The organism is Ottowia beijingensis (genome assembly GCF_042680925.1).
Lineage (GTDB): Bacteria > Pseudomonadota > Gammaproteobacteria > Burkholderiales > Burkholderiaceae_C > Ottowia > Ottowia beijingensis.
Window position 1 is genome coordinate 154,812 of the sequence record NZ_JBHUEP010000007.1, and the last position, 25,646, is coordinate 180,457.

The window sequence follows — 25,646 nt, forward strand, 5'->3', positions numbered from 1 at the left end:
ACATCACGGCCCAAAGCCCTTTTCAGAAACCTCCGCAATGGCACATACACGGGCGAAGACTCGGGATGGTTGAGGATATGGGTCATACGCACCGCGCGCTCTGCGTCGGTCAGTTGGCGTTGGACTGTTGCTCTGTTTGCCTGCTCCAGGCCCGCAACACGGGTTTTGATGGATGCCATGTATCACTCCTAATAGTCTGTCGATTCGTAGTCAGGGTCGTCGTACACAACGGGAAACGCACTCGGGCGACGCAACACCAGGGTAACAATCGCTGCATACATCTCGCTGGAGAACATGGGGAACTTGCCCGCATGGGTGATCAGCTCGTCGTCTCTCATGGCCTTGAGGTCCACAGGAGCGGCGGCCTTCTCCATCTTGGCCACACGCGTTTCAAGACGGGGCATGGTTTGGCTCCAGTTGTTCCACGCGCGCCAGGAACTGTGCTTCGGTTTCGTTGCCCTGACGCTCGACCATGCTGCCATTCCAGAGCCTCATGCTGACCGCGCCACGCACTGGGCTGACAAAGGTGATCCGAATGCGCGGTGGCACCACCGGCGCCGCGGTTACCTCCAGCACCTTGATGCGCTTCTCAAGACTTGCTGACATGGTGCCTCTCCAGTGCCGCCACGCGGACTGCAAGTTCATCCACCTCGGCAACGCGGGCCAGCGCACCGAGAGCACCCATCAGGGCGGCACCCTGGCTTGGCGCCAGTTCGCCAGCAGACACGGCCGCCATCACGGCACGGCCTTGCTCGGTCAGCGTGCCATTGGGCAGGTTGAGGGGCTGGGCCATGTCAGTCGCTTTGAGCGGCGCGACCGTGCGTTCCAACAACAGGCGGGCGGCGCCCACATCACCGTCGAGCGCGCGCTGCATCATGGCTTCCAGCAGGTCGGGCACACGGGCGGCGATAGCCGAACGGATCTGTGCCACGTCACCCGAACCCTTTGGGCGACCCTTGGGGTTGCCGGACTGACCCGGTTTCCAGCCGTGGCCCTGGGGCGGCTTCTTTTTTTCAGTCATGGTTGTTCTCCCGTTGTTCTTTCAGGGATGCGATGGGTGCTTGGGTCAGCTTGCCCAAGAAGTGCTCAAGCAGTTCCTGTCGCAGGTGAGGTGGTGTCTCCAGCACTTGCTCTCGCATGTCCTGGCGGGCCTTCTCGCCGTCGTTGAACTGGTCGCAGCGGCGCATGGCGACTTCCAGTAGCTGCACCGTGATGCGGCTCGATTCCAGCAAATACGCGATCAGGTCTGGCTTGTGGGTCAGCACGGCAGCGCGCTGTGATGGCGATAGCTTTCCGGCGGGCACCACGATGCCGGTTTGGTCGGGTGTCACGCTGGGTTCTATGCCCGACGCCAGTAGGTCGGCAAGAATGGTTTCTGGCGTCATAGCACCTCCGTCGCCAATGTCCCAGCCGGACTCGAAGTCATGGAAGTCTTAATGTCATGCCCGACACCAGACGGAACGATGACTTCATGACTTGCATGACATGGAGTCGCCAGTTTGCCTTTGATGGCCCACTTCACCTTGCCGCCGATGTTGCCAAGACTTTTGCACTCTACGCCCAGCTGGCGCAGTGCTGGTGACGCACGTCGCAGCGCATCGCCCAGGCCTTTCGGTGTACGCGGCCAGGCTTCAGCACCCGCAGGTTTGTAGTGTTCCAGGCGCGTCAGAATGTCCTTCACGCTCGCCTCGATGCCGTAGGGGTTGGCTTCGATGAACTCCAGCACCGCAGACGCTACGGGGCTCGCATCGAGGGTGCGGGCCACCGTCTCGGCTCGGGTTGTCTGGAACTGCTGGAGGAACTCGTTCGGGTGCTTGCCTGATGCCTTGGCCAGCGCCATACCCAACAGAACGTACTCCACCAGGCGCGGGCGATCTTCACGGGGAAGGCCCACGTTGGGCAGCTCGCGCAGCGCACCCGCCGCCAGGTCGAACAGTGCGCCCAGCATGCCGGGCAGCGCACGGTCGAATGCTTGCCACTGCTGACTGCTTGACTGGCGCGTGTCGATCACCGGGCATTCCACGCTGATGACGCGATCCACCAGGTCTTGCTGGGTCACGCTGATGCTGATGCCGTTCACCATCCAGGGGCGGCGCACGCTGATGACGTGCTCCTCCGAGTCGGTGAAAAGCTGTCGTTTGGCGAAGCCGCCGCCGGTGCTCAGAATCGCCAGCGCATCTTGCATGGGGCCTGCAAGATGACTGACGTTCTCGTAGCAGACAGCATGGTTCTGCCCGGCCGCCACAAAGATATCCTCCACGGTCTTGGGTGCGCCGCGCAGGTTGCAGCCGTTGGGGTCGATCAGGCGGCGCAGGGCTTCAGCGGTGGTGCTCTTGCCGCTGCCTTGTTCGCCCACCAGCTCCAGGCCGGGGAAGGGTGTGTCAGGGCGCAGTGAGTCCACCAGCCAGGCCAGCACCAGCAGACGTTGCTGCTCGGGGACGTTGGCGATTCCCCACAAGGGCGCGATGCTGCCGCCGCCCACAGGCATGGGGAGGGGCTGCATGGACTCGCCACGCACGAACAACACCGGGGGACGTTCTACGACCCTCCAGCCGGTTTTGGTCAGCTCCACAGCATGGCTATTGCCTGCATGGCACAAGTCAATCCAGTAGCGCCCATCGCAGCCTGCAACGCGGATGTAAACATCCTGCGGATCGCCCTCAAACCGGGCAAGGGCCTGCAGCGTGCCCAGCGCCTCGCGCCAGGATTGGTCGCGCACTGCAATTTCCATTTGTGCGAAGAAACCTGCTGTCACGCGGTCACGAAACTGGCGTGCACCCATGCGGCGCACTTCGCCGGTGTGGCGGTCGCTGGCGTAGGTGTCTCCGTTTTTGTCGTGCAGCAGGTCGAAGCGCTCGCGAACGAACTTGACCAGCAGGTCAGTCTGAGAAGGCTTCTTCTCGGGCTCGTCCTCGCCGGGTTCAGCGTTCGCTGCAGGTGCTTCTTTCAGCATGTCCTCCAGGGCCGCGACACTGCCGCCCGCGTCCAGCCAATCCGACACATCTCCCTTTTCCGGCAGGTCGGGCAGTTCTACGACGCGAACATCGGTTGCGATGCCGCGCAGTGCCTTGACGGCCTTCCTTGCGTGCTCACGGCCTGCATCATCGTTGTCGGGCAGGACGACCACATGGCGGCCGCGCAGGAACTCGGAATGCTCCTTGCGCCACTTGCCAGCGCCACCTGCATTGCAGGTTGCCACCAGGCCCAGGGATGCAAGGCGGTCTGCGTCCTTTTCTCCTTCCACCAGGTACACCACCGCATCGGGCGCTGCCGCCAGCTCAGGCAGGCGGTAGGGCACAACGCGCACGTCCTTGACGCTCCAGCTCCAGCGCTCGCCATCGGGGCGACGCTGACGGAATGTCTTGGGCTCCATGCGAACGACCTGCATCAGCAGTTCGCCCTGTTCATTGCGGTAGTCGTAGGTGCTTACGATCTTGGTCGGGGCTTTGCTGGCCTTGGGCGCAGGCGCACTCTTGGCTGGCGCCGGGCATGACTTCATGACTTGCATGACTTCGCGCCCGGCTGGAGTGCTGGCGCGGTCATTGCCGATGAATCCGTTTTGGAGCAGCCACTGATGCGCCGCGCCGCGTTCTTTGATGCCGGTACCGTACTGCACCAGCTTGATGACGCCGCCTCCCTCATCGGCTTCGTGGTCGAAGAACAGGTTTTTCTCCAGGTCAACGGATTTGCTGCCGTGACTGCCGAAGCGCAGCTCGCTGGGCTTGGAAAGCTGCTCGTTCGGGTCGCCCCAAAAATGGCATGCAACTGGGCCGATCAGGCCGGTGTAGTCAAGGGCGTCGTTGGCGGTAATTTTCTTTTTGGAAGGGGTTGTGTGCATGACCACCCCTTTCAAGCCGAATGGGCCTGTTCGTTGAGCCATGCACGCACTTCTCCCACCCTCCAAGCCGTCACTCCCGCGGACAACTTGGTGGGTTGCGGAAATTTATGGCTTGCAATCAGCCGCCAAAAAGTAGCTGGGCTGAACGGCAGTGGCGTGGGGCGGGTCGGGTGCTTCGGGTCTCGCACCAGCCCAGACTGCCGAATCCAGGCGGTATCCGGCAAGTCGTCAAAGTTCGGGATTTGTGCGGTGTTCTGTTCCAGCTTTGCCGGGGGTATAGCGGCTTTCGTTTGCTGTTTACGGGCCGTTTGTGGCGTAGGTTGGCAGGGCATCTCTGTGACTCCGATGATGCACAGCGAACAGCCATGGCCAGTGGCTGCAAGCGGTGCGATGGCTTGAAAGTGCGCGCAAATCAAATGTGCAAGTTCAAGCCATCAGAGCCAAACCGGACTGGGGGGATACTTCTGAGATTTAGTGGTTACATTTGAGATGAAATAATATTTATGTCAACGAGTTACGTGCAATTTAGCTTCTGAGATTTGCATCATGGAAAAGCCTGCCAAAAGACGTGCTCCGCATGGCGCAACAAGCCTCATGGTTCTGGATGCGCTTGTGCGATTGCACACGCGAGGCGGTAGGCGTGTGAAAGTTTCGCGGGTCGAATTGCTGCGTTCGATATCCCTGCCGGAGACGACAGTGGATGACCGCTTAAGAACTTTGATCAAAGAGGGGCGTGTGTTGCGCGTGGGCCGCGCGCTGTATGTGCCCGAGTCGTGGCCGGGTCAGGAGCCACGCCGCTCGGAGCCCCCAGGTACCAGAAAAACAACGATCCTGCCCGATGGCATGGTGGTTGTGGAGGAGTGGAGCAGGCCCCCCAGGGGATGGTGATAGACCCCTGCTTCTTACGCTTTCTTGAATTGAATCACTTCTGCGCCCATCCGCAGTTTGTCCAGGTAGTCTGCCCAATCGCTCATCATCCTGCGCCGCTGTTCCATGAATTCGGCGCGGTCATACGCAGCCCCCAGCGGTCCAGATTTACCGTGCGCCAGTTGGGCTTCGATCACGTCGGCGGATATGCCGGGGATCCGCTCAATCATCAGCGTGCGCGCCATGGCCCGGAACCCGTGGGCGCTCATCTCGTCGGAGGCAAAGCCCATGCGCCGCAGGGCTGCATTGATGGTGTTGTCACTCATGGCCCGCTCGCCCGTGCGCAGGCTGGGGAACACGTAGCGGCCATGGCCGGTGAGGGGCTGAAGCTCTTTCAAGATGGCGATGGCCTGCGGGGCCAGGGGCACAAAGTGCGGCCTGCCGTTGAGCTTCTGCGCCAGTCGCCGCTTCATGTCCTGGGATGGGATGGTCAGCAGGGCTGTGTCAAAGTCAATCCACGCCCATTCCATCTGCCTGATGTTGCCGGGGCGCTGAAAGAGCAGGGCAGATAGCGCCAGCGCCGCCTTGGTCATGGGCTGGCCGGTGTAGCCGTCAATGGCCCGCAGCAGCTCGCCCGCCTTGGCTGGCTCCAGCACCGCAGCCATGTGCTTGACTACCACGGGCTTTAAGGCGCCGTGCAGGTCGGTAACGGGGCTGCGTTCGCAGCGCCCCGTCTGGACACCGTAGCGGAACACCTGCCCGGCGGTCTGGCGCAGTGTGTGGGCGGTTTCGTTGGCGCCGCGCTTCTCTACCTTGCGCAGTGCGTCCAGCAGCACGGGAGCGGTGATGGCGGGCAACGTAAGCTTGCCGATGTACGGGAACAGGTCTTTCTCCATGCGCTCGATCCACCGCGCTGCATAGCGGGGGCTCCAGCCGCTGGCCTGGGTGGCGTGGAACTCGCGGGCCACGGCTTCGAAAGTGTTGGCTGCGGCTACGCGGGTTGCCAGCTTCTCGGCCTTCTTGGCCGCGCTGGGGTCGAGTCCTTCGGCCAGGAGTTCGCGGGCTTCTTCGCGGCGCTTGCGGGCCTTCGCCAAAGAGACTTCGGGGTACACGCCTAATGCAAGTGTCTTGCGTTTATTGGCGTGGGTGTAGTCCATCCGCCAGTACCTGCCGCTGGCCTTGACCAGCAGGTACATGCCCCCGCCATCGGCGTGCTTGTCCCCGCTGGCTTTGCCGGTGTGCTTCACCTGTCTAACGAATGTGTCTGTGAGTGCCATTGCTTCCCCTGCTAACGGTATCTCGGGTGCGGTACTTCAGAGATACCGTCAGAGATACCGTTTTTTTGACGGTATCTCATGGTACGCAGTGAAATGGCCTGAGACAACAAAAAACCCGCAACGCTAGGAAACGTGCGGGTTTTGAGAGGTTGTGAGACTGTATGGAGGTCTGTTTTGGCCTGCCCGGAGGGACTCGAACCCCCGACCTGCTGCTTAGAAGGCAGCTGCTCTATCCAGTTGAGCTACGGGCAGAAAGAATGAAGGCCCGACGATGCGGGCCTTCATTGTGTACGAAATGGTCGGAGCGGCGGGATTCGAACTCGCGACCCTCTGCTCCCAAAGCAGATGCGCTACCAGGCTGCGCTACGCTCCGACGAAACGCGGATTCTACATCGGGCGGCGCGGGTTTTCAGCGGCGCTGGTACTGCGTCTGGCCAAACAGCACTTCCTTTTCCGCGTCGGTGCGCACGGGCTGGCGCAGCTCGGCCAGCACCTGCACGCCGCGCTGCACGGCGGGGCGCTCGCCGATGCGGTCGAACCAGGCCTTGAGCGCGGGGTAGTCGGCCCAGTCGATGCCCTGGCTCTCCCAGCTGCGCAGCCAGGGGAAGATGGCGATGTCGGCGAGGGTGTAGTCGGCGCCGGCAATGTAGGCGCCCGTGTGCTGGATGCGCTTGTCCATCACGCCGTACAGGCGCCGGGCCTCGTTGGTGTAGCGGTTGATGCCGTAGTCGATCTTCTCGGGCGCGTAGATGCGGAAGTGGTGCGCCTGGCCCAGCATGGGGCCGACGCCGCCCATCTGGAACATGAGCCATTGCAGCACCTCGTAGCGGCCGCGCGTGTCGGCGGGCATGAAGCGGCCGGTCTTCTCGGCCAGGTAGAGCAGGATGGCGCCCGATTCGAAGACCGACATCGGCTGGCCGTCGGGGCCTTCGCTGTCGACGAGGGCGGGGATCTTGTTGTTGGGGCTGATGGCCAGGAAGTCGGGCGTGAACTGGTCGCCCTTGCCAATGTTGATGGGGTGCACGCGGTAGGGCAGGGCGCATTCCTCCAGCATGATGTGCACCTTGTGGCCGTTGGGCGTGGGCCAGGAATAGAGGTCGATCACAGGCGGGCTCCGTGGTTTTCTGGGTTGCAAGCGTGCATTGTGCGGTCGGCGGGCCGGGGATGCCGCGGGCAGGGCCATGCGGGGTGCATCAAAACAGGGGGGGACTTGTCAAATATTCTTGACCATAAAAAAGCCATCAGCGCCTGTATATCGGGCGCAAGCAGCTCTTGAATTGATACTTCAAAGTGGCGCCAATTGGCTATCGCTTGTTTTGGCCGCCTCCGACCAGCGTGCCGAGCCAAAAAAAAGGCGGCCATCGGGGCGATGGCCGCCTGTGTGGCGCGGGCGGGCGCGCTGCTTGGTGCGGGGCGGGCCCGCGGGGCATCAGCTGCCGCGCGTGATGGGCATTTCCACTTCCTTGGCGCCGGCCATGTGCTTGGCCAGTTCCAGCTTGGCCAGCGCGTTGCGGTGCACTTCGTCGGGGCCGTCGGCCAGGCGCAGGGTGCGCTGGTGGGCGTAGCTGTAGGCCAGCGGGAAGTCCTGGCTGACGCCGCCGCCGCCGTGGGCCTGGATTGCCCAGTCGATGACGCGGGTGGAGACGTTGGGCGCCACGATCTTGATCATGGCGATCTCGGCCTGCGCCACCTTGTTGCCCACGGTGTCCATCATGTAGGCGGCCTTCAGCGTCAGCAGGCGGGCCTGCTCGATCATGCAGCGCGACTCGGCAATGCGCTCGCGCCACACGCCCTGCTCGGAGATGCGGCGGCCGAACGCGGTGCGGTCGTTCAGGCGCTGGCACATCAGCTCCAGCGCGCGCTCGGCGGCGCCGATGCTGCGCATGCAGTGGTGGATGCGGCCCGGGCCCAAACGGCCCTGGGCAATGGCGAAGCCCTTGCCCTCGCCCATCAGCAGGTTGCCGACGGGCACGCGCACGTCTTTCAGCTCCACTTCCATGTGGCCGTGCGGCGCGTCGTCCCAGCCGAACACGGTGAGCGGGCGGTGCACCTTGACGCCCTTTGCGTTGGACGGCACCAGGATCATCGACTGCTGCGAATGGCGCGGCGCCTCGGGGTCGGTCTTGCCCATCACGATGTAGACGGCGCAGCGTGGGTCGCCCGCGCCCGACGACCACCACTTGCGGCCGTTGATGACGTATTCATCGCCCTCGCGGCGCATCGAGCATTCGATGTTGGTAGCGTCGGACGAGGCCACGGCCGGCTCGGTCATCAGGAAGGCCGAGCGGATCTCGCCCTTGAGCAGCGGCTCCAGCCATTCGTCCTTGTTGGCCTCGGTACCGTAGCGCTCGATGGTCTCCATGTTGCCGGTGTCGGGCGCCGAGCAGTTGAACACCTCGGGCGCCCAGGGCACGCGGCCCATGATCTCGCACAGCGGCGCGTATTCGAGGTTGCTCAGGCCCTCGGGCGCGCGCGGCGATTTGGGCAGGAACAGGTTCCACAGGCCGGCGGCGCGGGCCTTGGGCTTCAGTTCCTCGATGATCTTGGTGGGCACCCAGGCGTTGCCCTTGGCGCGGTTGGTGGCCACCTCGTCGTAGTAGGTGTTCTCGTTCGGGTAGACGTGCTCGTCCATGAAGGCCAGCAGCTTGGCCTGCATCTCCTTGACCTTGGGGCTGTATTCGAAATCCATGTCTCTGGTCCTTGTGGTTTGAGATTAAAAACGGCTGCGGCCGGCGTCATACAAGCGCAAGGCGCTATGATTTTTGAGCGAATCCCCAGGCCAGCTCGGCCATGGGGCGCGCGCCGGCGCCGCTGGCCCTGGCCTGCGCGCTGCTGGCGGTGCCGGCCTCCACGCGCTTGGCAATGCCTTGCAGGATGGCGGCGATGCGGAACATGTTGTAGGCGAGGTAGAAGTTCCAGTCGGGCGCCAGTTGCTCGGGCGTGGTGAAGCCGGTGCGCTCGCAATAGCGGCGGATGTAGTCCTGCTCGCTCGGGATGCCGAGGCTGGCAATGTCGACGCCGCCGATGCCGCGGAACGCGCCCTGCGGGATGTGCCACGACATGCAGTGGTAGCTGAAGTCGGCCAGCGGGTGGCCCAGGGTGGACAGTTCCCAGTCCAGCACGGCCAGCACGCGCGGCTCGGTGGGGTGGAACATCAGGTTGTCCATGCGGTAATCACCGTGCACGATGCTGGTCAGGCTCTCATCGCGTGCGCTGGCCGGCATGTGGGCGGGCAGCCATTCGATCAGCCTGTCCATCTCGGGGATGGGCTGGGTGACGCTGGCCAGGTACTGCTTGCTCCAGCGGCCGATCTGGCGCTCGAAATAGTTGCCGGGCTTGCCGTAGCCCTCCAGCCCGCGCGCCTTGTAATCCACCTTGTGCAGCGCCGCGATGACGCGGTTCATCTCGTCGTAGATGTCGGCGCGCTGCGCGTTGGTCATGCCGGGCAGCGACTGGTCCCACAGCACGCGGCCGGCCACGAACTCCATCACGTAGAAGGCACGGCCGATGACGGATTCGTCCTCGCACAGCGCGTACATCTTCGCCACCGGCACGGAGGTAGAGTGCAGGCCGCGCATCACGGCGAACTCGCGCTCGATGGCGTGGGCCGAGGGCAGCAGCTTGGCGACCGGGCCAGGCTTGGCGCGCATCACGTAGCTTTGCCCGGGCGTGACGAGCTTGTAGGTGGGGTTCGACTGGCCGCCCTTGAACATCTCCACGCTCAACGGGCCTTCGAAGCCCGGCAGGTGCTGGGCCAGCCAGGCCGACAGCGCGGCGGTGTCGAAGGCGTGCGCTTCGGAGACGGCGCGGGTGCCGGTGAATTGTTCTGCGTTGCTCATGGGTTGTGTCGATGTCTAGTCTTCAGCCTCGCTGATGCGGCGCAGCGCGGCGCCGTTGCGCACCACCAGGCCGCCGGGCTCGATGCGGATGATGTCCTCGCGCTCCATCGTCTTCAGCTCCTGGTTCACGCGCTGGCGCGAGGCGCCCAGCAGCTGCGCCAGTTCTTCCTGCGCCAGCTGCAGGGTGATGCGCATTTCGTGCTCGGTGCCCGGCACCGGCGTGCCGTAGCTGCGCAGCAGATGGCCCAGCTGCTTGGCCAGGCGCGCGCGCAGCGGCAGCGTGTTCAGGTCTTCCACCTGGCCGAACAGCAGGCGGATGCGGCGCGCGTGCAGCTTCAGCAGGGCCTCGTACAGCTCGGGGTGCAGGGCCAGGATTTTCTGGAAGTCCGCGCGCGACACGCCCACCGTGGTGGTGGCGCCATGCGCATAGGCATCGTGCGTGCGCCGGTCGCCGTCGAACATGGCCACGTCGCCGAACCAGATGCCCGGCTCCACGTAGGTCAGCGTGATCTGCTTGCCCGTCAGCGTGGTGGAGCACACCCGCACCGAGCCCCTGGCACAGGCGATCCATTGCTCGGCCGGGTCGCCCCGGCTGCAGATGAGGTCGCCGTCCTGGTAGCGTTTGACGTGGGCGCATCGAAGGATGTCGTGACGAAGCGAGGGTGAGAGGGAGGAGAACCAGCGGCCTTGGTTGATCGCTGTACGTTCCTCCATGGTAAGAATGGGGTCGTCCATGGGCTGTCTTATGGGTGACTGATACACCTTCGCATTGTCGCCCGGGGGACGGGGGGTGGTGGCGGGGCGGGGGGATTTCAGCGTGGGGCGCTGCGTTGCGTTTTTCGCTGGGCGATGATGGCGATGGGGTTGGATGCGCTGCTGGCCGGGATTGCGCCCGGCGGCGCAGTCACTTTCTTTTGTCTCGCCAAAAGAAAGTAACCAAAGAAAAGGCGACCCCACTGGCCGTGTCCCTCCGCTTCGCTGCGGGCAACCTGCGATGCTCGGTCGCGGGGCGGCGCTGCGGAACTCGCTTTGTTCGCTGCGCTCACGCCGCTCAAACAACCGCAGCGAGTCAGAGCACGAAGCGCGGCATGCTGCGCTGCCGCGCCCGCCCCACGCCCTGCGCTTCTCGGCACGGCCAGAGGGGAGGGGAAGTCCACTCGGGCCATCGCTGCGCTCGGCCTTCGGTTGGTCAGCGCCGCTGCTTCGCGCGGCGGCTTTCTTGCTCCCTCTCCCGCTGGCGGGAGAGGGCGGGGGTGAGGGTGGCTGCGCATGGGGCAAGCGCCGCAACCGCCAGGGCAGATGGCTTGCAGCTTTCCACCAGCCTGCTGGGGCAGGCACCCGCGCGATGAAGCGCCAGGCGCGATGCGCCGGGCTCATCTATTCATAGCGCGGCACCTGCTTGTTCAGGAAAGCGGCAATGCCGATGCCGCCGTTGGGGTGGTGCAGGTTCTTCACGAAGTGGTCGCGCTCGGCGGCCAGGTGCGTGCTCAGGTCGTGGGCGCCGGCTTCGCTCACCAGCTCCTTGATGCTGGTCATCACGTTGGGGGCGCGGGCCGCGAGTTTTTCGGACCATTCCAGCGCCGTGCCCAGCGCCTGGCCGGCATCGCACAGGCGGTTCACCACGCCCAGCTCGTGCAGGCGCTGTGCACCGATGCGCTCGCCGCTCATCAGCAACTCGTTCACCAGCTGGCGCGGCAGCGCCTGCGCCAGGCTCCAGCTGCCGCCGCCGTCGGGCGACAGGGCGACGCTGCTGTAGGCCATGACGAACACGGCGTTGCGCGCGGCCACGATCAGGTCGCAGGCCAGCGCCAGCGAGAAGCCCGCGCCGGCCGCCGGGCCTTCAACGGCGGCGATGACGGGCTTGGGGAAGGTGCGGATGGCCTCGACCCAGCTGTGCAGCTGCTCGATGCTTTGCGCCTGCACTTCGGGCGGTTTCTGGCGGTTGGCCTGCAGGCGCTGCAGGTTGCCGCCGGCGCAGAAGGTCTCGCCCTCGCCGGTCAGCACCACGCAGCGCACGTCGGGGTTGGTCTCGGCGATGTTCAGCGCCTCGACGCCGGCGGCGTACATCTCGGGGCCGAGCGCGTTGCGGTGCTCGGGGTTGCTGATGGTCAGCACCATGGTGCGACCCTCGACGGTGCTGCGCAGTTCGGCGGCCATGGTGTCGTGCGGCAGAGGGCTATTCGGGGGTGGACGGGTCGCCGTCGGCGCCGGGGGCGGCCTCGGCCTGGCGCGCCAGTTCGTCGTCGCTGAGCGGCGGCAGTTGTTCCAGCTCGGCCAGTTTCTGCAGCTCTTCGGCGCTGTGGCCGGATTGCTCCAGCACCACGCGGTCGATCTCGGTCTGCAGCAGGGCTTCCTGGTTGGCAATGACGCCTTGGGGCTTGGCGTCGGGTGTTGGGGTGGTGGTCATGGTTGTCTCCATTTGCTATTTTATAGATAGCTAAAAACCTATGTTCAGCAGCGACTCAGCGGCATTCTCCTTGGGGCCGCAGCGTTTTGCGTGGCCCGCGGGTCATGCCAGCGAACGCCGTGGACGGACCTGTGCCGGCCACTGGCGTTGTCCCCCCTCGCGCAGCAGAGGGGGGAAGGCGCCGCAGGCGACACAGGGGGGTGGACATCACGATTCTTCATGCATCAGGCTCAGCCCGATGGCGCCGCGGCGCCGCAGCCAGGGGCTGGGGCGGTAGCGCGGATCGCCGTACACGGTCTGCATGTTGAACAGCACTTCCAGCACGTTGGCGGGGCCAAACTTGTCGCCCATGGCCAGTGGGCCCAGCGGGTAGCCCAGGCCCAGCGTCACGGCGGTTTCTAGATCCTTCGGCGTGCACACGCGCTGCTGGCACATGTCGGCGGCGATGTTCACGATGGTGGCCACCACGCGCTGGGTGACGAAGCCGCCCGAGTCGCGGATCACGCTGACGGCCTTGCCATCGCGCGCGAACAGCGCGTGCGCGGCATCGCGCATGTCGCTGCGCGTGGCGGGGTTGGTGGCCAGCACGCGGCGCTTGGTGGCGGCGTCGTCCACCAGCATGTCGATGCCGACGGTGCGGGCCGGGTCCAGCCGCTCGACCACGGCGACGGTGGTCACGTCGAAGCCCAGCGGCGCCACCAGCGTCAACGCCTGCGGCGAGGGCGACTGCCCGGTCTCGATCTTGGCGCCCAGGTCCTTCAGCAACTGGTACAGCTCGGCACGGCGCGCGGCGCGGGTGCTGACCCACACCGGCGGCAGGTCATCGACCTGCGGCACGGGCGGCACGGGCGCGATCTGCGCGGCGCCGCCTTCGTATTTGTAGAAGCCGTCGCCCACCTTCTTGCCCACCACGCCGCCGGCCAGGCGCTGCGCGGTGATGACGCTGGGGCGGTAGCGCGGCTCGTCGTAGTACTGGCGGTAGATGGATTCCATCACCGGGTGCGACACGTCCAGCGCCGTCAAATCCATCAGCTCGAAGGGGCCGAGCTTGAAGCCGACCTGGTCCTTCAGGATGCGGTCGATGGTGGCGAAATCGGCCACGCCTTCGCTGACGATGCGCAGCGCCTCGGTGCCGTAGCCGCGGCCGGCGTGGTTGACGATGAAGCCGGGCGTGTCTTCGGCCTGCACGGGGGTGTGGCCCATCTGGCGCGCGTACTCGGCCAGCGCCTGGCACACCGCGGGATCGGTCTTGAGGCCGGCGATGACCTCGACCACCTTCATCAGCGGCACCGGGTTGAAGAAGTGAAAGCCCGCGAACTGCTGTGGCCGCTTCAGCGCCGCGGCGATCGCCGTGACCGACAGCGACGAGGTGTTGGTGGCCAGCACCGCCGTGGGCTGCACGATGCCTTCCAACTCGGCGAACAGCTTTTTCTTGACGTCGAGGTTTTCGACGATGGCCTCGACGATCAGGTCGCAGCCGGCCAGGTCGGCCAGGGCGGCGGCGGGCTTCAGGCGGGCCTTCTGGGCGCTGGCGGCGTCGGCGCCGATGCGGCCTTTCTCGACCAGCTTGTCCCACTGCGTGCTCACGGCGTCGCGCGCCTTGGTCACGGCATCGGGCTGGGTGTCGAACAGCAGCACGGTGCTGCCGGCCTGTGCGGCAATCTGGGCAATGCCCCGGCCCATGGCGCCGGTGCCGACGATGCCGATCGTCTGAAAGCGAGGTGTGGTGGTGCTCATGCGCCGCATTATGGGGGAGCAGGGCGCCCGGCCAGGACGCGCACGGGACCGGCCGGCGGGCGCGGTGGCTGGCGCTTTTGAAGCCGCGTCAGCAGAAAGGGGGGACCTTGGAAATATTCTTCACCATGAAAAATGGCTTTGGCGCTTGCTTATCAGGCGCAAGAAGCTCTCATATTCGAACTGAAGCATGGCGCCAAATGGCTATCGCCTGGATTGCGTGAAGGCGCGCGCTTTCATGCGGATTTGCTTTCAGGAATGCTTGATCGCCAGCAAGTCCCGGATGTCGCGTGGATCGCATCCGCCGTGTGGGCGCGGGCTGGCCCGCGATCAGGCGTGGGTGGCGACGAGATGCCGCATCGCGGGCAAGCCAGCCAGAAGGCCGCGGAGCAGGCCATGCCAGCGAACGCCGCGGACGGACATGCGCCGGCCGCTGGCGCTGTCCCCCTTCCCGAAGAGAGAAGGGGGAAGCGGCGTTCGCCGCTCAGGGGGATGCCCTCATCTCCTCACCTGCAACGCCCCCGGGTTGACGATGTTCGTCGGCGTGCCGCGCAGGAAGTTGATGACGTTGTCGAACGCGGCGCCGAAGAGCATCTCGTAGTTATCCTGCTCCACATAGCCGATGTGCGGCGTGCAGATGCAGTTCTCCAGCCGCAGCAGGGCCTGGCCCTGCAGGATGGGCTCGGCCTCGAACACGTCCACCGCGCCCATGCCGGGGCGGCCGCGGTTGAGCGCGCTGACCAGCGCGTCGGGCTCGATCAGCTCGGCGCGCGAAGTGTTGACCAGCAGCGCGGTGGGCTTCATGCGGCTCAGGTCCTCCAGCCGCACGATGCCGCGCGTGGTGTCCGACAGGCGCAGGTGCAGCGACAGCACGTCGGCATAGGCGAAGAAGTCGGCCTGGCTGTGCGCCGTGGCGTGGCCGTCGGTGCGCGCGCGGGCCATCGAATCGGCCGAGCCCCACACCAGCACCTGCATGCCGAAGGCGCGGCCGTAGCTGGCGACGATCTGGCCGATGCGGCCATAACCCCAGATGCCCAGCACGCGCCCGCGCAGCACCTGCCCGAGCCCGAAGTTGGGCGGCATCGACGCCGCCTTCAGCCCCGACTGCTGCCACGCCCCGTGCTTGAGGTTGCCGATGTACTGCGGCAGGCGGCGCGTGGCCGCCATGATGAGCGCCCAGGTCAACTCAGCCGGCGCCACCGGCGAGGTGACGCCTTCGGCCACGACAATGCCGCGTTCGGTGCAGGCGGCGACGTCGACGTGCGCGCCGACGCGGCCGGTCTGCGAGATCATCTTCAGCCTGGGCAGCTTCTCGATCAGCTGGCGCGTGAGCTGCGTGCGCTCGCGGATCAGCACGATCACCTCGGCATCGCGCAGGCGCACCGACAGCTGGCCCAGGCCCTTGACGGTGTTGGTGTACACCTTGGCCGGGTACTGTTCCAGCTTGGACGCGCAGGCCAGCTTGCGCACGGCGTCCTGATAGTCGTCGAGGATCACGATGTTCATGCCCGCATTGTGCCTTTGGCCGCGGCGGCGGCCGGGCGCATGGGCGCACGGGTACACGCGCGCATGGGCGTACGCGTACACGGTCGCGGGCGGTGTGCGGGGCCAGCGGCCGTGTGGCGGCTGGCGTGGGCTGGCCATGCCGCCCGCGCCGGGCGCCGGCGGCGGTGCGCGGCAGGCTCAGGCGCGGCGGGGCAGGGCGGCCTGCGCCTCGGCGGCGGCCAGACGCTCCAGCTCGGCGCAGACGTCGATCAGCCGGCCCGAGATGCGCAGGCGCCCGCTGTCGCCCGCCGGCTGCCGCGCATCCACGAGGTGGGTGACGCGCACCGCCGGCGTGCCGGTGGCGGGGGCGCCGGCTGTTTCGGCTGCAGGCACCAGCGCCAACGTGCGCTGGCCGGCGGCCTGCTCGGCGGCGCGCCGTTGTGCCACGCGGCGGCGCGCCATGGCGCTCCAGGCGCTGTCGGGCGGCGTGCTGCCTTGCGTGGCAGCACCGCGGTGGCGGCGATAGCTGGGCACGGCCCAGTCGGCCAGGTGGATGACGTTGGTTCCCATGTAAAACCTTTCAGGGAAAGCGAGGTTGGACACAGGCAGGATTGACGGATGGGGCACGCTGGCACCCATCTGATGGCGCTGCCGCAGGGTGTGGACGATGGAAGCGGCCAAAGCGCCGCTGCCTCGTCTGCACGCCCGCCACCTGCGGCGGCACCGGGCAAAGGCGCTACATCAGCATGCTGTTGCGGATCAGGCCTACGGCCAGGCCCTCGATCTCGAACGGCTCGCCGGGCTGCACGACGATGGTGGGGTAGTCGGGGTTCTCGGCGTCCAGTTCGATCTGGTTCTTGTGGCGGTGAAAGCGCTTGACGGTGACGTCGTCGCCCAAGCGGGCCACCACGATCTGGCCGTTGCGCGCATCGCGCGTGGCCTGCACGGCCAGCAGGTCGCCGTCCATGATGCCGGCATCGCGCATCGACATGCCGCGCACGCGCAGCAGATAGTCGGGCCGCTGGGGGAACAGGCCGGGCTCGATGTGGTAGGTCTGGTCGACGTGCTCTTGCGCCAGGATGGGCGAGCCGGCGGCCACGCGGCCCACCAGCGGCAGCGCCAGCTGCGCCATGCCGGGCAGCGGCAGGCTGAAGCTGTCGCCGCGCACGCCGGTGCGGCCGGCGCCCTTCAGGCGGATGCCGCGCGAGGTGCCGCTGACCAGCTCGATCACGCCCTTGCGCGCCAGGGCCTGCAGGTGCTCCTCGGCCGCGTTGGCGGATTTGAAGCCGAGCTGCGCCGCGATCTCGGCCCGCGTGGGCGGTGCGCCGGTGCGGGCGATGGCGTGCTGCACCAGTTGCAGGATCTGCTGCTGGCGGGCGGTGAGCTTGGGTGTGTCGGACATGGGCGACCTCTTGCGCGGCAGGATGGAATGACTGTGTTGATATCCAGTAACTGTATTTTTAACCAGTTTGGCGCGCAATGCAAGCCCCATCGTCGCCAGGCACCGGCGCATGAAAAAGGGCCTTCGAGAACGAAGGCCCTGGGCGGGGGGAAGGCAGCGCGGGCTCAGCTGGCCAGTGCCGCCAGTGCGCGCGCCGTGATGTCCTCGACCGTGCCGGTGCCGCTGATGGCGCGGTACTTGGGTGCGTTGGCCGGGTCGGCCTTGGCCCAGTTGCCGTAGTAGTCGACCAGCGGGCGGGTCTGCTGGCTGTACACGTCCAGGCGCTTGCGCACCGTGTCTTCCTTGTCGTCGTCGCGCTGCACCAGCGGCTCGCCGGTCACGTCGTCCTTGCCTTCGACCTTGGGCGGGTTGAACTTGACGTGGTAGGTGCGGCCGCTGGCCGGGTGGCTGCGGCGGCCGCTCATGCGCTCGATGATGGCGTCGAAGGGCACGTCGATCTCGAGCACGTAGTCGAGCTTGACGCCGGCGTCCTTCATCGCCTCGGCCTGCGGGATGGTGCGCGGAAAGCCGTCGAACAGGAAGCCGTTGGCGCAATCGGGTTGGGCAATGCGCTCCTTCACCAGGTTGATGATGAGGTCGTCGCTCACCAGGCCGCCGGATTCCATCACGCTCTTGGCCTGCAGGCCCAGCGGCGTGCCGGCCTTGACGGCGGCGCGCAGCATGTCGCCGGTGGAGATTTGCGGGATGCCGTATTTCTGGCAGATGAAGGCCGCTTGCGTGCCCTTGCCGGCGCCGGGGGCGCCCAGAAGAATGAGTCTCATCTTGCTCCTCGTTTATGCGTGGTGGCGGCATCGGCAGCAGGGCCGGTGCGCGGTCGCTGGCGAGAATAGCACGCAGCCGCTTGAGACTGGCTTACAGCGCACGGCGCGGGTTGGTTGCTTTTGTTTTGATAGTGGGTTGCGCAGGCTGTAGCTTGAATTCAAGAGAAAAGACATTGAAATCAAGGTTTGACAGGCGCCAGCAGCTATTGAAATTGAAGTGACTGCCGGCCGCGGGCGCATCAACCGTGCGTGGCGTCGAACAGCGCGCGCACCCGTGCCAGGTCCTCGGGCGTGTCCACGCCGGCGCCGGGCGCGTGGGGCGTGAAGTGCACGGCAATGCGGTGGCCATGCCACAGGGCGCGCAGTTGCTCCAGCGCCTCGCACTGCTCCAGCGGCGCGGGCGGCATCGACGGGAAGGCGCGCAGGAAGGCGGCGCGGTAGCTGTAAAGGCCGATGTGGCGCAGCGGCGCGGGTGCCGTCGGCAACTGCGTGATGCCCTGCGCGAAGCCGTCGCGCCACCAGGGCAGCGGCGCGCGGCTGAAGGTGAGGGCCAGGCCCCGCGCGTCGGTGATCACCTTCACCACGTTGGGGTTGGTGAAGTCTTCTACGGTTTCGATAGCGTGCGCCGCAGTGCCCATCTGCGCCAGCGGCTGTTTCTTCAACAAACCCGCAACGGCGTCGATGAGTGCCGGGTCGATCAGCGGCTCGTCGCCCTGCACGTTCACCACCACGTCGTCGCCATGCAGGCCCAGCAGGGCGCAGGCCTCGGCCAGGCGGTCGCTGCCACTGGGGTGGTCGGCGCGGGTCGGCACGGCGCGCACGCCGTGGGCGGCGCAGGCGCTCAGGATCTCGGGTGCGTCGGCGGCCACCACCACCTGCGCCGCGCCGGAGCATTCGGCCCGCTCGGCCACGCGCACGATCATCGGCTTGCCGCCGATGTCGGCCAGCGGCTTATTGGGCAGACGGGTGGAGGCGAGGCGGGCGGGGATGAGGACGGTGAAGGGCATGGCGAGCGCAGAGAAATGGCCGCGCTCCAGCGCGGAACGCGGCCATTGTCTTGCATCGCTGGTGGGCCCGCGGGCCGGGCCAGGCGATGAAGGGGTTTACTGCACGCTGATCTGCTTGGCTGCCAGCGTGGCGTCGAACAGCAGCACATTCGGCCAGTTGGGCCAGTTCGCGCCCAATGCGCCGGTGTTGGGGTTGCCGCTACGCGCGAAGGCGGCCAGGGTGGACATCATGGCGTCCGACAGGGCCAGTCGGCCGGCCTTGTTGGCGTCGCTGACGATCACGTTCGAATACAGCGACGGGCCGAAATTGCCGAACAGGAAGGCCAGGTCGAACGCGTGGGCCGCGCCGTAGACGTCATTCCAGGGCGCGGGCTCCTGCTTCCAGTCGAAGCGGTAGCTCCACAGCTGGTTGGGCGTCTGCGTGGCCAGCGCGTCCATGAAGTTGTCGCGCAGGGCGACGAAGAACTTGGCGTCCAGGTCGGCAATGGCCACGTCATAGGCCGCGCCGTCGGCATAGGCGGGGTTCACGATGTCGTGGAAGGTGGCGGCCTTGGCCTTGCCCGCGTCGAACAGGATGGGGAACAGCTGCGCATCCGGCAGCTTGATGCCCACCGGGTGGCCGACCAGCGGCAGGAAGGACGACAGCAGCTTGCCTTCGTGGTTCGTCATGCCCGACATGACGGGCACCTTGACGTAATCGCCGGCCAGGATGGCGGCAATCGGGTCGGTGGGCACCACGGTGCCTTCAGGGATGGGGCCGGACGCCGTGGTGTTGGGCAGGCCGCCCACGGTCTTCAGGCCCACCTTCAGGATGGTGCTGGCGGGCTTGCCACGCAGGTAGGCGGCGATCTCGGCGTTGGAATGCGACTGCACCCAGGCGGTGGCGCCGGCCACGTCGGCGGCGGTGCCGTCGTCGATCAGCAGCTTCATCAGCAGCATGTTCGACAGCGCTTCGTAGGTGGCCACGGGGTTCAGCGCCGGGATGGTGCCGTTGTTGCCCTGCAGGTTGTTGGCCGGCTGCGGAAAGCCCGGGCTGGTGGCCACCGAGATGCCGCCCGACAGGGGCGCCAGCCGGTGGAACAGGCCGGCCGCGCGGTTGCCCGGCGTGGTCAGCACGGCCAGCACGTTGATGGCGCCGGCCGACTGGCCCGACAGCGTGACGTTGGCCTTGTTGCCGCCGAAGTGTTCGATGTTGCCCTGCACGAACTTCAGCGCGGCGATGATGTCGAGCACGGCGAAGTTGCCGGACTGGTCTTCGGGCGTCAGCGTCGGGTCGACGGCGGTGTCGCGCAGCGCCGGGTGGCGGAAGAAGCCCAGTTGCCCCAGCCGGTAGTTGGCCGACACCACCACGGCGTTGGCCTTCTTCGCCAGCGCCGCGCCGTCGTACAGCGGGTCGCCACTGTAGCCGGTGATGTTGCTGCCGCCGTAGATGAACACGATGACCGGCAGGTTCTTCTCGTTGGTGGCCGGGCGCCAGATGTTGAGCGACAGGCAGTCCTCGCTGCCGGGCGTGTGGCCGCTGAGAATGTTGTCGCCCACGCTGGCGTCGAAGGTGTTGGCGTTGCCCGGGCTGTACATGCGCGGGTTCTGGATGCACGAGGCACCGAACTGCGTGGCCTGCAGCGTGTCCTTCCAGGCCGTGGGCGCCACGGGCGCCTTCCAGCGCAGCGCGCCGGCGGGCGCCTGGGCGAACGGGATGCCCTTCCAGTAGTACGTGCCCGACTTCGCGCCGTCGTCCACACCCTGGACCTTGCCGTAGGCGGTGTCGCGGGTTTCGGGGGCATCGCTGCTGCCCCCGCAGGCGCTGAGAACAAGGGTGGTGGCCATGGCGCCTGCGGTCAGCCAGCGGGTGGCGTTGATCGGCTTCATCGCGCGGTGCTCCTGTGTGGGTTGTCTCCGGGCGCGATGCTAATGGCCGGGAGGCAGTGCTACAAGCACCGCGGGGCGCGTGTTTACCCCAGCACCGGGGTGCGCGGCGGCATGGCCTCGATCTCCTCGGCCGGCACGGCGCGCGCTTCGCCCTCCAGCATGATCGGGATGCCGTCGCGGATGGGGTAGGCCAGGCGGGCCGAGCGCGAGATCAGCTCCTGCTTCTCGCGGTCGAGGTCGAGCGGGCCCTTGGTGACGGGGCAGACGAGCAGTTCGAGCAGCTTGGTGTCCATGCGGTTGACTCTTTTCAATCAGGGTAGCGGCTGACCTCGATCAGGTGGCCGTCGGGGTCGTTGAAATACACCGATTCGATCGGGCCCTGGGCGCCGGATTTCGTCACCGGGCCCTCGAGCACCGGCACGCCCTCGGCCGCCAGGCGGGCCAGCACGCGCGCGGTGGGCCAGTCGGTGATCAGGCACACATCGCCCGCGCCCACGGCGGCGTGGTTGCGCGGCTCCATGCCCAGGGTCTGCAGGTTGATCTTCTGCTGGCCGAACTGCAGCGCGCGGCGACCGTTGCCGAAGCTGACGGCCTGCATGCCCAGCACGCGAACGTAGAACGCGACCGAGCGCTCGATGTCGGCAACCGTGAGGACGATGTGGTCGATGTGCGAAATCATGGCGTGCGCGGCGCGGGCGCGGTGGTGTGCCGCGGATGATAGCCCTGCGCCGCCAGGCGGCCGTCCAGCGCGGTGAAGAAGGCGGCCGGTACGTCCAGCACCAGCGGCACGGCCAGCGCGGCGGGGTCGTGGCGCCACAGCTTCAGCGCATCTTTTTCGGTGCAAATCAGGGTTTCACGCTTGTCTGGCGGGCGCTGCCAGCTATTGAAATCGTAGTGATCGGGCAGGGCCTGCGTGCGCGCCAGTGTCAGGCCTGCGGCGCGCAGCATGGCGAAGAAGGCCTCGGGCCGGGCGATGCCGGCCACGGCGCTGAGCGGCTGGCCTTGCAATTCGGCCAGCGGCACGCGGCTGCCGTCGGCGCGCAATGCGTCGTCGGCCAGGCGGCGGGTGGCGGTGAAGGTGGGCGGGTGCTGACCAGCGCTTGTGGGAGCGGGCTGGCCCGCTCCCCCATGTGCTGATGGCGTTTCGGTGAACAGCACCAGATCCACCGCGCGCGGCCAAGGTTCGCGCAGCGGGCCGGCGGGCAGCAGCCAGCCGTTGCCCGTGCCGCGCGCGTCGAACACGCACACTTCCACGTCGCGCGCCAACGCCCCGTGCTGCAGTCCGTCGTCGCAGACCAGGATGTCGCAGCCGGGGTGCGCCGCCAGCAGGGCCTGGCCCGCCTCGGCGCGGCGCGGCGCCACGGCCACCGGCACGCCAGCGCGGCGGCGCAGCAGCAGCGGCTCGTCGCCCACGGCGCGCGGGTCGCTGTCGGGCATGACTTCGCGGCAGTCGTCGCCGGCGCGCCCGTGCCCGCGCGAGACGATGCCCGGCCGCCAGCCGCGCGCCTTCAGGTGGTCGACGATGGCCAGCGTGGTCGGCGTCTTGCCCGCGCCGCCGGCGACCACGTTGCCGACCACCACCACGGGCACCGGCAGGCGGGTGACCGTCCGCGCGCCGCTGCTGTAAGCCGCGCGTTCGCGTGCCGCCAGCGCGCCGTACAGCCGCGACAGCGGCCACAGCACCACGGCCAGCGGCCCGCGCCGTTGCCAGGCGGCGCGCAGGCGGTGTTCGAGCGGGATGCGAGACATCGGGAATGGCGGAACGACGAGCAGCAGGCGCTTGCATGGCCGGACGGCCTTTCATCGCCGCGCCGGGTCAGCCCATTGTGTCATCGGCCAGGCGCGGCGCGCGGTAGCCGGCCTGGGCGTGCTGTGGTGCTTGTGGGTTGTGGGTGAAATCGGCTTCTAGCGCCCGTGGGGCTTGCGCGGGCAGCTATCTTTTTCGCTGGGTTGGCCCTCACCACAGCCCTCTCCCAGAGGGAGAGGGGGTTTCCGGGCAGGGCGCAACCCTTGTGACATCAAAAGGCCGCGGAGCAAGACCATGTCAGGGCACTGCGGAAGGGCCTGGCCCGCCCGCCGGGTGCGTCCCCCCATTTCCCGCGCAGCGAGAGAAGGGGGGAGGCGCCGTCAGGCGCTCAGGGGGATGCCCCGGTTCTGGCGGCGAAGGTGATCTGCGTCAAACCCACGCGGCGCGCGGCGTCCATCACGGTGACGGCGGCCTGCACCGGCGCGGCGGCGTCGGCGCTGATGATCAGGATGCTGTCCTGGGCGGCCACGGCGCGCAGGGCATTGGCCACGGCCTCCACGCTGTTGCCGGCCAGCGGCTCCTTGTTCACGGCGTAGCGGCCGTCGGAGGCCACGGCCACCACGATCTCCTTGGGCCGGTCGCGCGAGGCGTCGGCGTGGGCCACGGGCAGGGTCACCTGCAGTTCGGTGAACTTGCTGTACGTCGTCGTCAGCATCAGGAAGATCAGGATCACCAGCAGCACGTCGATGAACGGGATCAGGTTGATCTCCGGCTCCTCGGGCGGGTGGGGGCGGAATTTCACTTGCGCGCTCCGTCGGCCGGCGCGCGGCCGGGGCACAGCGGCTCCAGGTGGCGCGCGAAGCGCTCGGCGGCCAGTTCCAGCTCGAGGATGTAGCCGTCGACCCGGGCGCGGAAGTAGCGCCAGAAGATCAGCGCCGGAATCGCCACGATCAGGCCGAAGGCGGTGTTGTAGAGCGCGATGGAAATGCCGTGCGCCAGCTGCGCCGGGTTGCCGCCGCCCACGGCGCTGCCGGCGGCGGGCGCCTGCGAGCCGAAGATCTCGATCATGCCGATCACCGTGCCCAGCAGGCCCAGCAGCGGCGCGGCACTGGCGATGGTGGCCAGCGCCGGCAGGTAGCGCTCCAGCCGGTGCGTGGCCGAGCGGCCCGCGGCCTCCATGGCGGCGCGCATCTCGGTCGGGGTGCAGCGCGGGTTGTTGTTGATGGCGCGCCAGCCGGCGGCCAGCACCTGGCCCAGGGCCGAGTGCTGTTCGAGCTGGTTCACGGTGTCGGGCGCCGGCACCGAATCACGCGACACGCCGATGGCCTCGTCCACCAGGTTGCTGCCCAGCACGCGGCTGGTCTTGAGCTTGATGAAGCGCTCAATGATGAAGGCCAGTGCCAGGATGGAGCACAGGATGAGCGGCCAGATGGGCCAGCCGGCGGCTTGTATGATGGAAAGCAAGGGTTTTCTCTCGTGCGGCGCGGCACACACCGGCTGGGCCGGGCGCCCGCAAAAAGGATGCGCGCGATTATGGCGTACCCCCGCGCCGCCTCGGCCACCGGGCTGCACGCGCGCCGGCAAACGTGCACAAGCGCACGGATCGCCGCCATGGCACCATGACCCGCGCCGGTGCACAGATTCTGTGGATAACTTTGTGAAGAATGCCCCCGTCATCCCGCCGCAAGCACGCACTGGCGCGGTTCTTGACAGATTGATGACGCAGCGGGCAGCAAAAAATCAAGGCATGACAAGCACTTGCACCAATTCATCAGCGTTTGCGGATGTTCTGGCGCGCGCGGCCCCCGCTGGCGCCCTGCTGTGGAGTACTGGCCGCCCCCAGACGCCGCAAATGGCCTTGCAACCCGCATGAACACTGGATTCGACCTGCCCAAGCCAGCAACGGCGCCGCGCATCTGGCCAGTTGGGGCGCTGACGCGTGCCTTGGCGGACGCGCTGGAGGCGCGATTCAACCCCGTCGCGGTGCGCGGCGAGGTTTCGGGCTTCACGCGCGCGGCCAGCGGGCATTGCTACTTTTCACTGAAGGACGACAGCGGCCAGTTGCGCTGCGCCATGTTCCGCCGCGCGGCCGGCCTGCTGGCCTTCAGCCCGCGCGAGGGCGACGAGGTGGAAGTGCGCGGCCGCCTGACGGTGTACGAGCCGCGCGGCGACCTGCAGCTGGTGGTCGAATCCATGCAGCGCGCGGGGCAGGGCGCGCTGTTCGAGCAGTTCCTGCGGCTGAAGGCGAAGCTGGAGGCCGAAGGCCTGTTCGATGCGGCGGCCAAGCGCCCGCTGCCGGCCATGCCGCGCGGCATCGGCATGGTCACCTCGCTGGGCGCGGCGGCGCTGCGCGACGTGCTGCATGCGCTGGCGCGGCGCGTGCCGCACATCCCGGTGCTGCTGGCGCCGGCGGCGGTGCAGGGGGCCGGGGCGCCGGCCGAGCTGTGCCAGGCGCTACAGAATTTGTATCTGCTTGCGCAGGACGGACGGGCGCTGGAGGCCGATTTGGCGCAAAACTCTCCGCCGCCCATCGACCTCATCCTGCTGGTGCGCGGCGGCGGCTCCATCGAGGATTTGTGGGCCTTCAACGACGAGCAGCTCGCCCGCACCATCGGCGCCAGCCCGGTGCCGGTCATCAGCGGGGTGGGACACGAGACCGACTTCACCATCGCCGACTTCGTGGCCGACCTGCGCGCGCCCACGCCCACGGCCGCCGCCGAGCTGGCCAGTGCGCCGCGCGAGCAGTGGTTGGGCAGCATCGACACGCTGCAGGAGCGCATCGACCGCGCCCTGCGCCGCCGGCTCGATGCCGAGGCGCAGCGCATCGACTGGCTGGCCAGCCGCCTGGGCCGGCCGTCGCAGGCCGTGGCGGCCGAGCACCTGCGGCTGGGCCGTGCCGAGCAGCGCCTGCGCCACGCCCTGGCGCTGCGGCTGGAGCGCGAGCGCACCCAGCTCGCCCGCTGGGCCGACCGCCTGCCGCGCGCCGTGCCGCCCGCGCTGGCGGCCGAGCGCGTGCGCCTGCAGCGCCTGGCCGAGCGCCTGCCCGCCGCGCTGGCGCGCCAGCAGGAGGCCGCCCAGCAGCGCCTGGAGCGCGCCGCGCTGCGCCTGGCCGCGCTCGACCCGCAGCGCGTGCTGGAGCGCGGCTACGCCTGGCTGCAGGACGAGGCCGGCCACCCCGTCACCCGCGCCGCGCAGACCACGCCCGGCCAGCCGTTGGCCGCCACCCTGGCCGACGGCAAGGTTGATCTGAGGGTGCTCGGGCGGCGTTCGGGCTGAGTTCCTACAATGCCTCGGCGCCGGGCGGCCTATCATGGCTGCCTGTCACGTTCAACCCCCACGATCAAAAAGGACAA

At 67.3% G+C, this 25,646-nt stretch carries 26 protein-coding genes and 2 tRNA genes; 1 reads left to right on the forward strand and 27 read right to left on the reverse strand.

Annotated elements, in window-relative coordinates; all coding sequences use genetic code 11:
• Positions 1–188: 188 nt before the first annotated feature.
• The 27 genes from ACFSCU_RS10135 to ACFSCU_RS10265 form a co-directional block, all read right to left on the reverse strand.
• Positions 189–404 carry a hypothetical protein gene (locus tag ACFSCU_RS10135; RefSeq protein WP_180551140.1) on the reverse strand — a complete coding sequence of 72 codons (216 nt, stop codon included), beginning with the start codon at positions 402–404 and terminating at the stop codon, positions 189–191.
• Positions 391–606 carry a hypothetical protein gene (locus tag ACFSCU_RS10140; protein WP_066784906.1) on the reverse strand — a complete coding sequence of 72 codons (216 nt, stop codon included), beginning with the start codon at positions 604–606 and terminating at the stop codon, positions 391–393. The genes ACFSCU_RS10135 and ACFSCU_RS10140 overlap by 14 nt, the downstream gene beginning before the upstream one ends.
• On the reverse strand, positions 590–1,021 hold the full coding sequence (locus tag ACFSCU_RS10145) for a DUF5681 domain-containing protein (protein WP_377560602.1): 432 nt from the start codon (positions 1,019–1,021) through the stop codon (positions 590–592). The genes ACFSCU_RS10140 and ACFSCU_RS10145 overlap by 17 nt, the downstream gene beginning before the upstream one ends.
• On the reverse strand, positions 1,014–1,385 hold the full coding sequence (locus ACFSCU_RS10150; RefSeq protein ID WP_180551142.1) for a hypothetical protein: 372 nt from the start codon (positions 1,383–1,385) through the stop codon (positions 1,014–1,016). The genes ACFSCU_RS10145 and ACFSCU_RS10150 overlap by 8 nt, the downstream gene beginning before the upstream one ends.
• Entirely contained in the window at positions 1,382–3,880 is a 2,499-nt protein-coding gene (locus ACFSCU_RS10155; protein WP_377560603.1) for a toprim domain-containing protein, read from the reverse strand. The genes ACFSCU_RS10150 and ACFSCU_RS10155 overlap by 4 nt, the downstream gene beginning before the upstream one ends.
• Positions 3,850–4,170 carry a helix-turn-helix transcriptional regulator gene (locus ACFSCU_RS10160; RefSeq protein WP_180551146.1) on the reverse strand — a complete coding sequence of 107 codons (321 nt, stop codon included), beginning with the start codon at positions 4,168–4,170 and terminating at the stop codon, positions 3,850–3,852. Before ACFSCU_RS10160 ends, ACFSCU_RS10155 begins: the two co-directional genes overlap by 31 nt.
• A gap of 570 nt (positions 4,171–4,740) precedes the next feature.
• A complete protein-coding gene (locus ACFSCU_RS10165) occupies positions 4,741–5,982 on the reverse strand; it encodes a tyrosine-type recombinase/integrase (RefSeq protein WP_377560605.1) in 1,242 nt (413 codons plus the stop codon).
• 175 nt (positions 5,983–6,157) lie between these two features.
• Positions 6,158–6,234, reverse strand: a tRNA-Arg gene (locus ACFSCU_RS10170).
• A gap of 44 nt (positions 6,235–6,278) precedes the next feature.
• Positions 6,279–6,355: transfer RNA gene (locus ACFSCU_RS10175), tRNA-Pro, on the reverse strand.
• 36 nt (positions 6,356–6,391) lie between these two features.
• On the reverse strand, positions 6,392–7,087 hold the full coding sequence (locus ACFSCU_RS10180; protein WP_377560606.1) for a glutathione S-transferase N-terminal domain-containing protein: 696 nt from the start codon (positions 7,085–7,087) through the stop codon (positions 6,392–6,394).
• Positions 7,088–7,411: 324 nt separating this feature from the next.
• A complete protein-coding gene (locus ACFSCU_RS10185) occupies positions 7,412–8,671 on the reverse strand; it encodes an acyl-CoA dehydrogenase family protein (RefSeq protein ID WP_377560608.1) in 1,260 nt (419 codons plus the stop codon).
• 64 nt (positions 8,672–8,735) lie between these two features.
• Positions 8,736–9,821 carry a phosphotransferase gene (locus ACFSCU_RS10190; RefSeq protein WP_180551148.1) on the reverse strand — a complete coding sequence of 362 codons (1,086 nt, stop codon included), beginning with the start codon at positions 9,819–9,821 and terminating at the stop codon, positions 8,736–8,738.
• A 15-nt stretch (positions 9,822–9,836) separates the two neighbouring features.
• Positions 9,837–10,556, reverse strand: coding sequence for a Crp/Fnr family transcriptional regulator (locus tag ACFSCU_RS10195; RefSeq protein WP_377560609.1), 720 nt, complete (start codon positions 10,554–10,556; stop codon positions 9,837–9,839).
• A 642-nt stretch (positions 10,557–11,198) separates the two neighbouring features.
• Positions 11,199–11,978 (reverse strand): oxepin-CoA hydrolase, alternative type, encoded by a 780-nt coding sequence (locus ACFSCU_RS10200; RefSeq protein WP_377560610.1) that lies wholly within the window; start codon positions 11,976–11,978, stop codon positions 11,199–11,201.
• A gap of 19 nt (positions 11,979–11,997) precedes the next feature.
• On the reverse strand, positions 11,998–12,228 hold the full coding sequence (locus ACFSCU_RS10205) for a hypothetical protein (RefSeq protein ID WP_180551149.1): 231 nt from the start codon (positions 12,226–12,228) through the stop codon (positions 11,998–12,000).
• Between the two features lie 207 nt (positions 12,229–12,435).
• Positions 12,436–13,965 carry a 3-hydroxyacyl-CoA dehydrogenase gene (locus tag ACFSCU_RS10210; protein WP_377560611.1) on the reverse strand — a complete coding sequence of 510 codons (1,530 nt, stop codon included), beginning with the start codon at positions 13,963–13,965 and terminating at the stop codon, positions 12,436–12,438.
• A gap of 495 nt (positions 13,966–14,460) precedes the next feature.
• Positions 14,461–15,468, reverse strand: coding sequence for a D-2-hydroxyacid dehydrogenase family protein (locus ACFSCU_RS10215; RefSeq protein WP_180551150.1), 1,008 nt, complete (start codon positions 15,466–15,468; stop codon positions 14,461–14,463).
• Positions 15,469–15,645: 177 nt separating this feature from the next.
• Positions 15,646–16,017 (reverse strand): hypothetical protein, encoded by a 372-nt coding sequence (locus ACFSCU_RS10220; protein WP_180551151.1) that lies wholly within the window; start codon positions 16,015–16,017, stop codon positions 15,646–15,648.
• Positions 16,018–16,183: 166 nt separating this feature from the next.
• A complete protein-coding gene (lexA, locus tag ACFSCU_RS10225) occupies positions 16,184–16,849 on the reverse strand; it encodes a transcriptional repressor LexA (RefSeq protein ID WP_180551152.1) in 666 nt (221 codons plus the stop codon).
• Positions 16,850–17,013: 164 nt separating this feature from the next.
• Complete coding sequence (gene adk / locus ACFSCU_RS10230; RefSeq protein ID WP_180551153.1) at positions 17,014–17,670, reverse strand: adenylate kinase; 657 nt, start codon at positions 17,668–17,670, stop codon at positions 17,014–17,016.
• Positions 17,671–17,909: 239 nt separating this feature from the next.
• Entirely contained in the window at positions 17,910–18,677 is a 768-nt protein-coding gene (kdsB, locus tag ACFSCU_RS10235; RefSeq protein WP_180551154.1) for a 3-deoxy-manno-octulosonate cytidylyltransferase, read from the reverse strand.
• 96 nt (positions 18,678–18,773) lie between these two features.
• Complete coding sequence (locus ACFSCU_RS10240) at positions 18,774–20,546, reverse strand: carboxylesterase/lipase family protein (RefSeq protein ID WP_180551155.1); 1,773 nt, start codon at positions 20,544–20,546, stop codon at positions 18,774–18,776.
• 83 nt (positions 20,547–20,629) lie between these two features.
• Entirely contained in the window at positions 20,630–20,839 is a 210-nt protein-coding gene (locus tag ACFSCU_RS10245; RefSeq protein WP_180551156.1) for a Trm112 family protein, read from the reverse strand.
• Positions 20,840–20,853: 14 nt separating this feature from the next.
• Complete coding sequence (locus ACFSCU_RS10250; RefSeq protein WP_180551157.1) at positions 20,854–21,225, reverse strand: VOC family protein; 372 nt, start codon at positions 21,223–21,225, stop codon at positions 20,854–20,856.
• On the reverse strand, positions 21,222–22,295 hold the full coding sequence (gene lpxK, locus ACFSCU_RS10255) for a tetraacyldisaccharide 4'-kinase (RefSeq protein ID WP_377560612.1): 1,074 nt from the start codon (positions 22,293–22,295) through the stop codon (positions 21,222–21,224). The genes ACFSCU_RS10250 and lpxK overlap by 4 nt, the downstream gene beginning before the upstream one ends.
• Positions 22,296–22,681: 386 nt before the next feature.
• On the reverse strand, positions 22,682–23,095 hold the full coding sequence (locus ACFSCU_RS10260) for an ExbD/TolR family protein (RefSeq protein ID WP_333708077.1): 414 nt from the start codon (positions 23,093–23,095) through the stop codon (positions 22,682–22,684).
• The gene (locus ACFSCU_RS10265) at positions 23,092–23,757 is read right to left on the reverse strand and encodes a MotA/TolQ/ExbB proton channel family protein (RefSeq protein ID WP_180551159.1); all 666 of its coding nucleotides are present in this window, start codon (positions 23,755–23,757) and stop codon (positions 23,092–23,094) included. Before ACFSCU_RS10265 ends, ACFSCU_RS10260 begins: the two co-directional genes overlap by 4 nt.
• A 405-nt stretch (positions 23,758–24,162) precedes the next feature.
• On the opposite strand from ACFSCU_RS10265, the gene xseA reads away from it, so the two are divergent.
• A complete protein-coding gene (gene xseA, locus ACFSCU_RS10270; protein WP_377560613.1) occupies positions 24,163–25,569 on the forward strand; it encodes an exodeoxyribonuclease VII large subunit in 1,407 nt (468 codons plus the stop codon).
• Positions 25,570–25,646: the final 77 nt, after the last annotated feature.

What these genes read in the sequence shown, in the direction of transcription:
- ACFSCU_RS10135 (WP_180551140.1), bottom strand. Translation starts at nt 404, where the DNA reads ATGCCCCGTCTTGAAACGCGTGTGGCCAAGATGGAGAAGGCCGCCGCT.
- ACFSCU_RS10140 (WP_066784906.1), bottom strand. Translation starts at nt 606, where the DNA reads ATGTCAGCAAGTCTTGAGAAGCGCATCAAGGTGCTGGAGGTAACCGCG.
- ACFSCU_RS10145 (WP_377560602.1), bottom strand. Translation starts at nt 1,021, where the DNA reads ATGACTGAAAAAAAGAAGCCGCCCCAGGGCCACGGCTGGAAACCGGGT.
- ACFSCU_RS10150 (WP_180551142.1), bottom strand. Translation starts at nt 1,385, where the DNA reads ATGACGCCAGAAACCATTCTTGCCGACCTACTGGCGTCGGGCATAGAA.
- ACFSCU_RS10155 (WP_377560603.1), bottom strand. Translation starts at nt 3,880, where the DNA reads ATGGCTCAACGAACAGGCCCATTCGGCTTGAAAGGGGTGGTCATGCAC.
- ACFSCU_RS10160 (WP_180551146.1), bottom strand. Translation starts at nt 4,170, where the DNA reads ATGCCCTGCCAACCTACGCCACAAACGGCCCGTAAACAGCAAACGAAA.
- ACFSCU_RS10165 (WP_377560605.1), bottom strand. Translation starts at nt 5,982, where the DNA reads ATGGCACTCACAGACACATTCGTTAGACAGGTGAAGCACACCGGCAAA.
- ACFSCU_RS10185 (WP_377560608.1), bottom strand. Translation starts at nt 8,671, where the DNA reads ATGGATTTCGAATACAGCCCCAAGGTCAAGGAGATGCAGGCCAAGCTG.
- ACFSCU_RS10190 (WP_180551148.1), bottom strand. Translation starts at nt 9,821, where the DNA reads ATGAGCAACGCAGAACAATTCACCGGCACCCGCGCCGTCTCCGAAGCG.
- ACFSCU_RS10195 (WP_377560609.1), bottom strand. Translation starts at nt 10,556, where the DNA reads ATGGACGACCCCATTCTTACCATGGAGGAACGTACAGCGATCAACCAA.
- ACFSCU_RS10200 (WP_377560610.1), bottom strand. Translation starts at nt 11,978, where the DNA reads ATGGCCGCCGAACTGCGCAGCACCGTCGAGGGTCGCACCATGGTGCTG.
- ACFSCU_RS10205 (WP_180551149.1), bottom strand. Translation starts at nt 12,228, where the DNA reads ATGACCACCACCCCAACACCCGACGCCAAGCCCCAAGGCGTCATTGCC.
- ACFSCU_RS10210 (WP_377560611.1), bottom strand. Translation starts at nt 13,965, where the DNA reads ATGAGCACCACCACACCTCGCTTTCAGACGATCGGCATCGTCGGCACC.
- ACFSCU_RS10215 (WP_180551150.1), bottom strand. Translation starts at nt 15,468, where the DNA reads ATGAACATCGTGATCCTCGACGACTATCAGGACGCCGTGCGCAAGCTG.
- ACFSCU_RS10220 (WP_180551151.1), bottom strand. Translation starts at nt 16,017, where the DNA reads ATGGGAACCAACGTCATCCACCTGGCCGACTGGGCCGTGCCCAGCTAT.
- lexA (WP_180551152.1), bottom strand. Translation starts at nt 16,849, where the DNA reads ATGTCCGACACACCCAAGCTCACCGCCCGCCAGCAGCAGATCCTGCAA.
- adk (WP_180551153.1), bottom strand. Translation starts at nt 17,670, where the DNA reads ATGAGACTCATTCTTCTGGGCGCCCCCGGCGCCGGCAAGGGCACGCAA.
- kdsB (WP_180551154.1), bottom strand. Translation starts at nt 18,677, where the DNA reads ATGCCCTTCACCGTCCTCATCCCCGCCCGCCTCGCCTCCACCCGTCTG.
- ACFSCU_RS10240 (WP_180551155.1), bottom strand. Translation starts at nt 20,546, where the DNA reads ATGAAGCCGATCAACGCCACCCGCTGGCTGACCGCAGGCGCCATGGCC.
- ACFSCU_RS10245 (WP_180551156.1), bottom strand. Translation starts at nt 20,839, where the DNA reads ATGGACACCAAGCTGCTCGAACTGCTCGTCTGCCCCGTCACCAAGGGC.
- ACFSCU_RS10250 (WP_180551157.1), bottom strand. Translation starts at nt 21,225, where the DNA reads ATGATTTCGCACATCGACCACATCGTCCTCACGGTTGCCGACATCGAG.
- lpxK (WP_377560612.1), bottom strand. Translation starts at nt 22,295, where the DNA reads ATGTCTCGCATCCCGCTCGAACACCGCCTGCGCGCCGCCTGGCAACGG.
- xseA (WP_377560613.1), top strand. Translation starts at nt 24,163, where the DNA reads ATGAACACTGGATTCGACCTGCCCAAGCCAGCAACGGCGCCGCGCATC.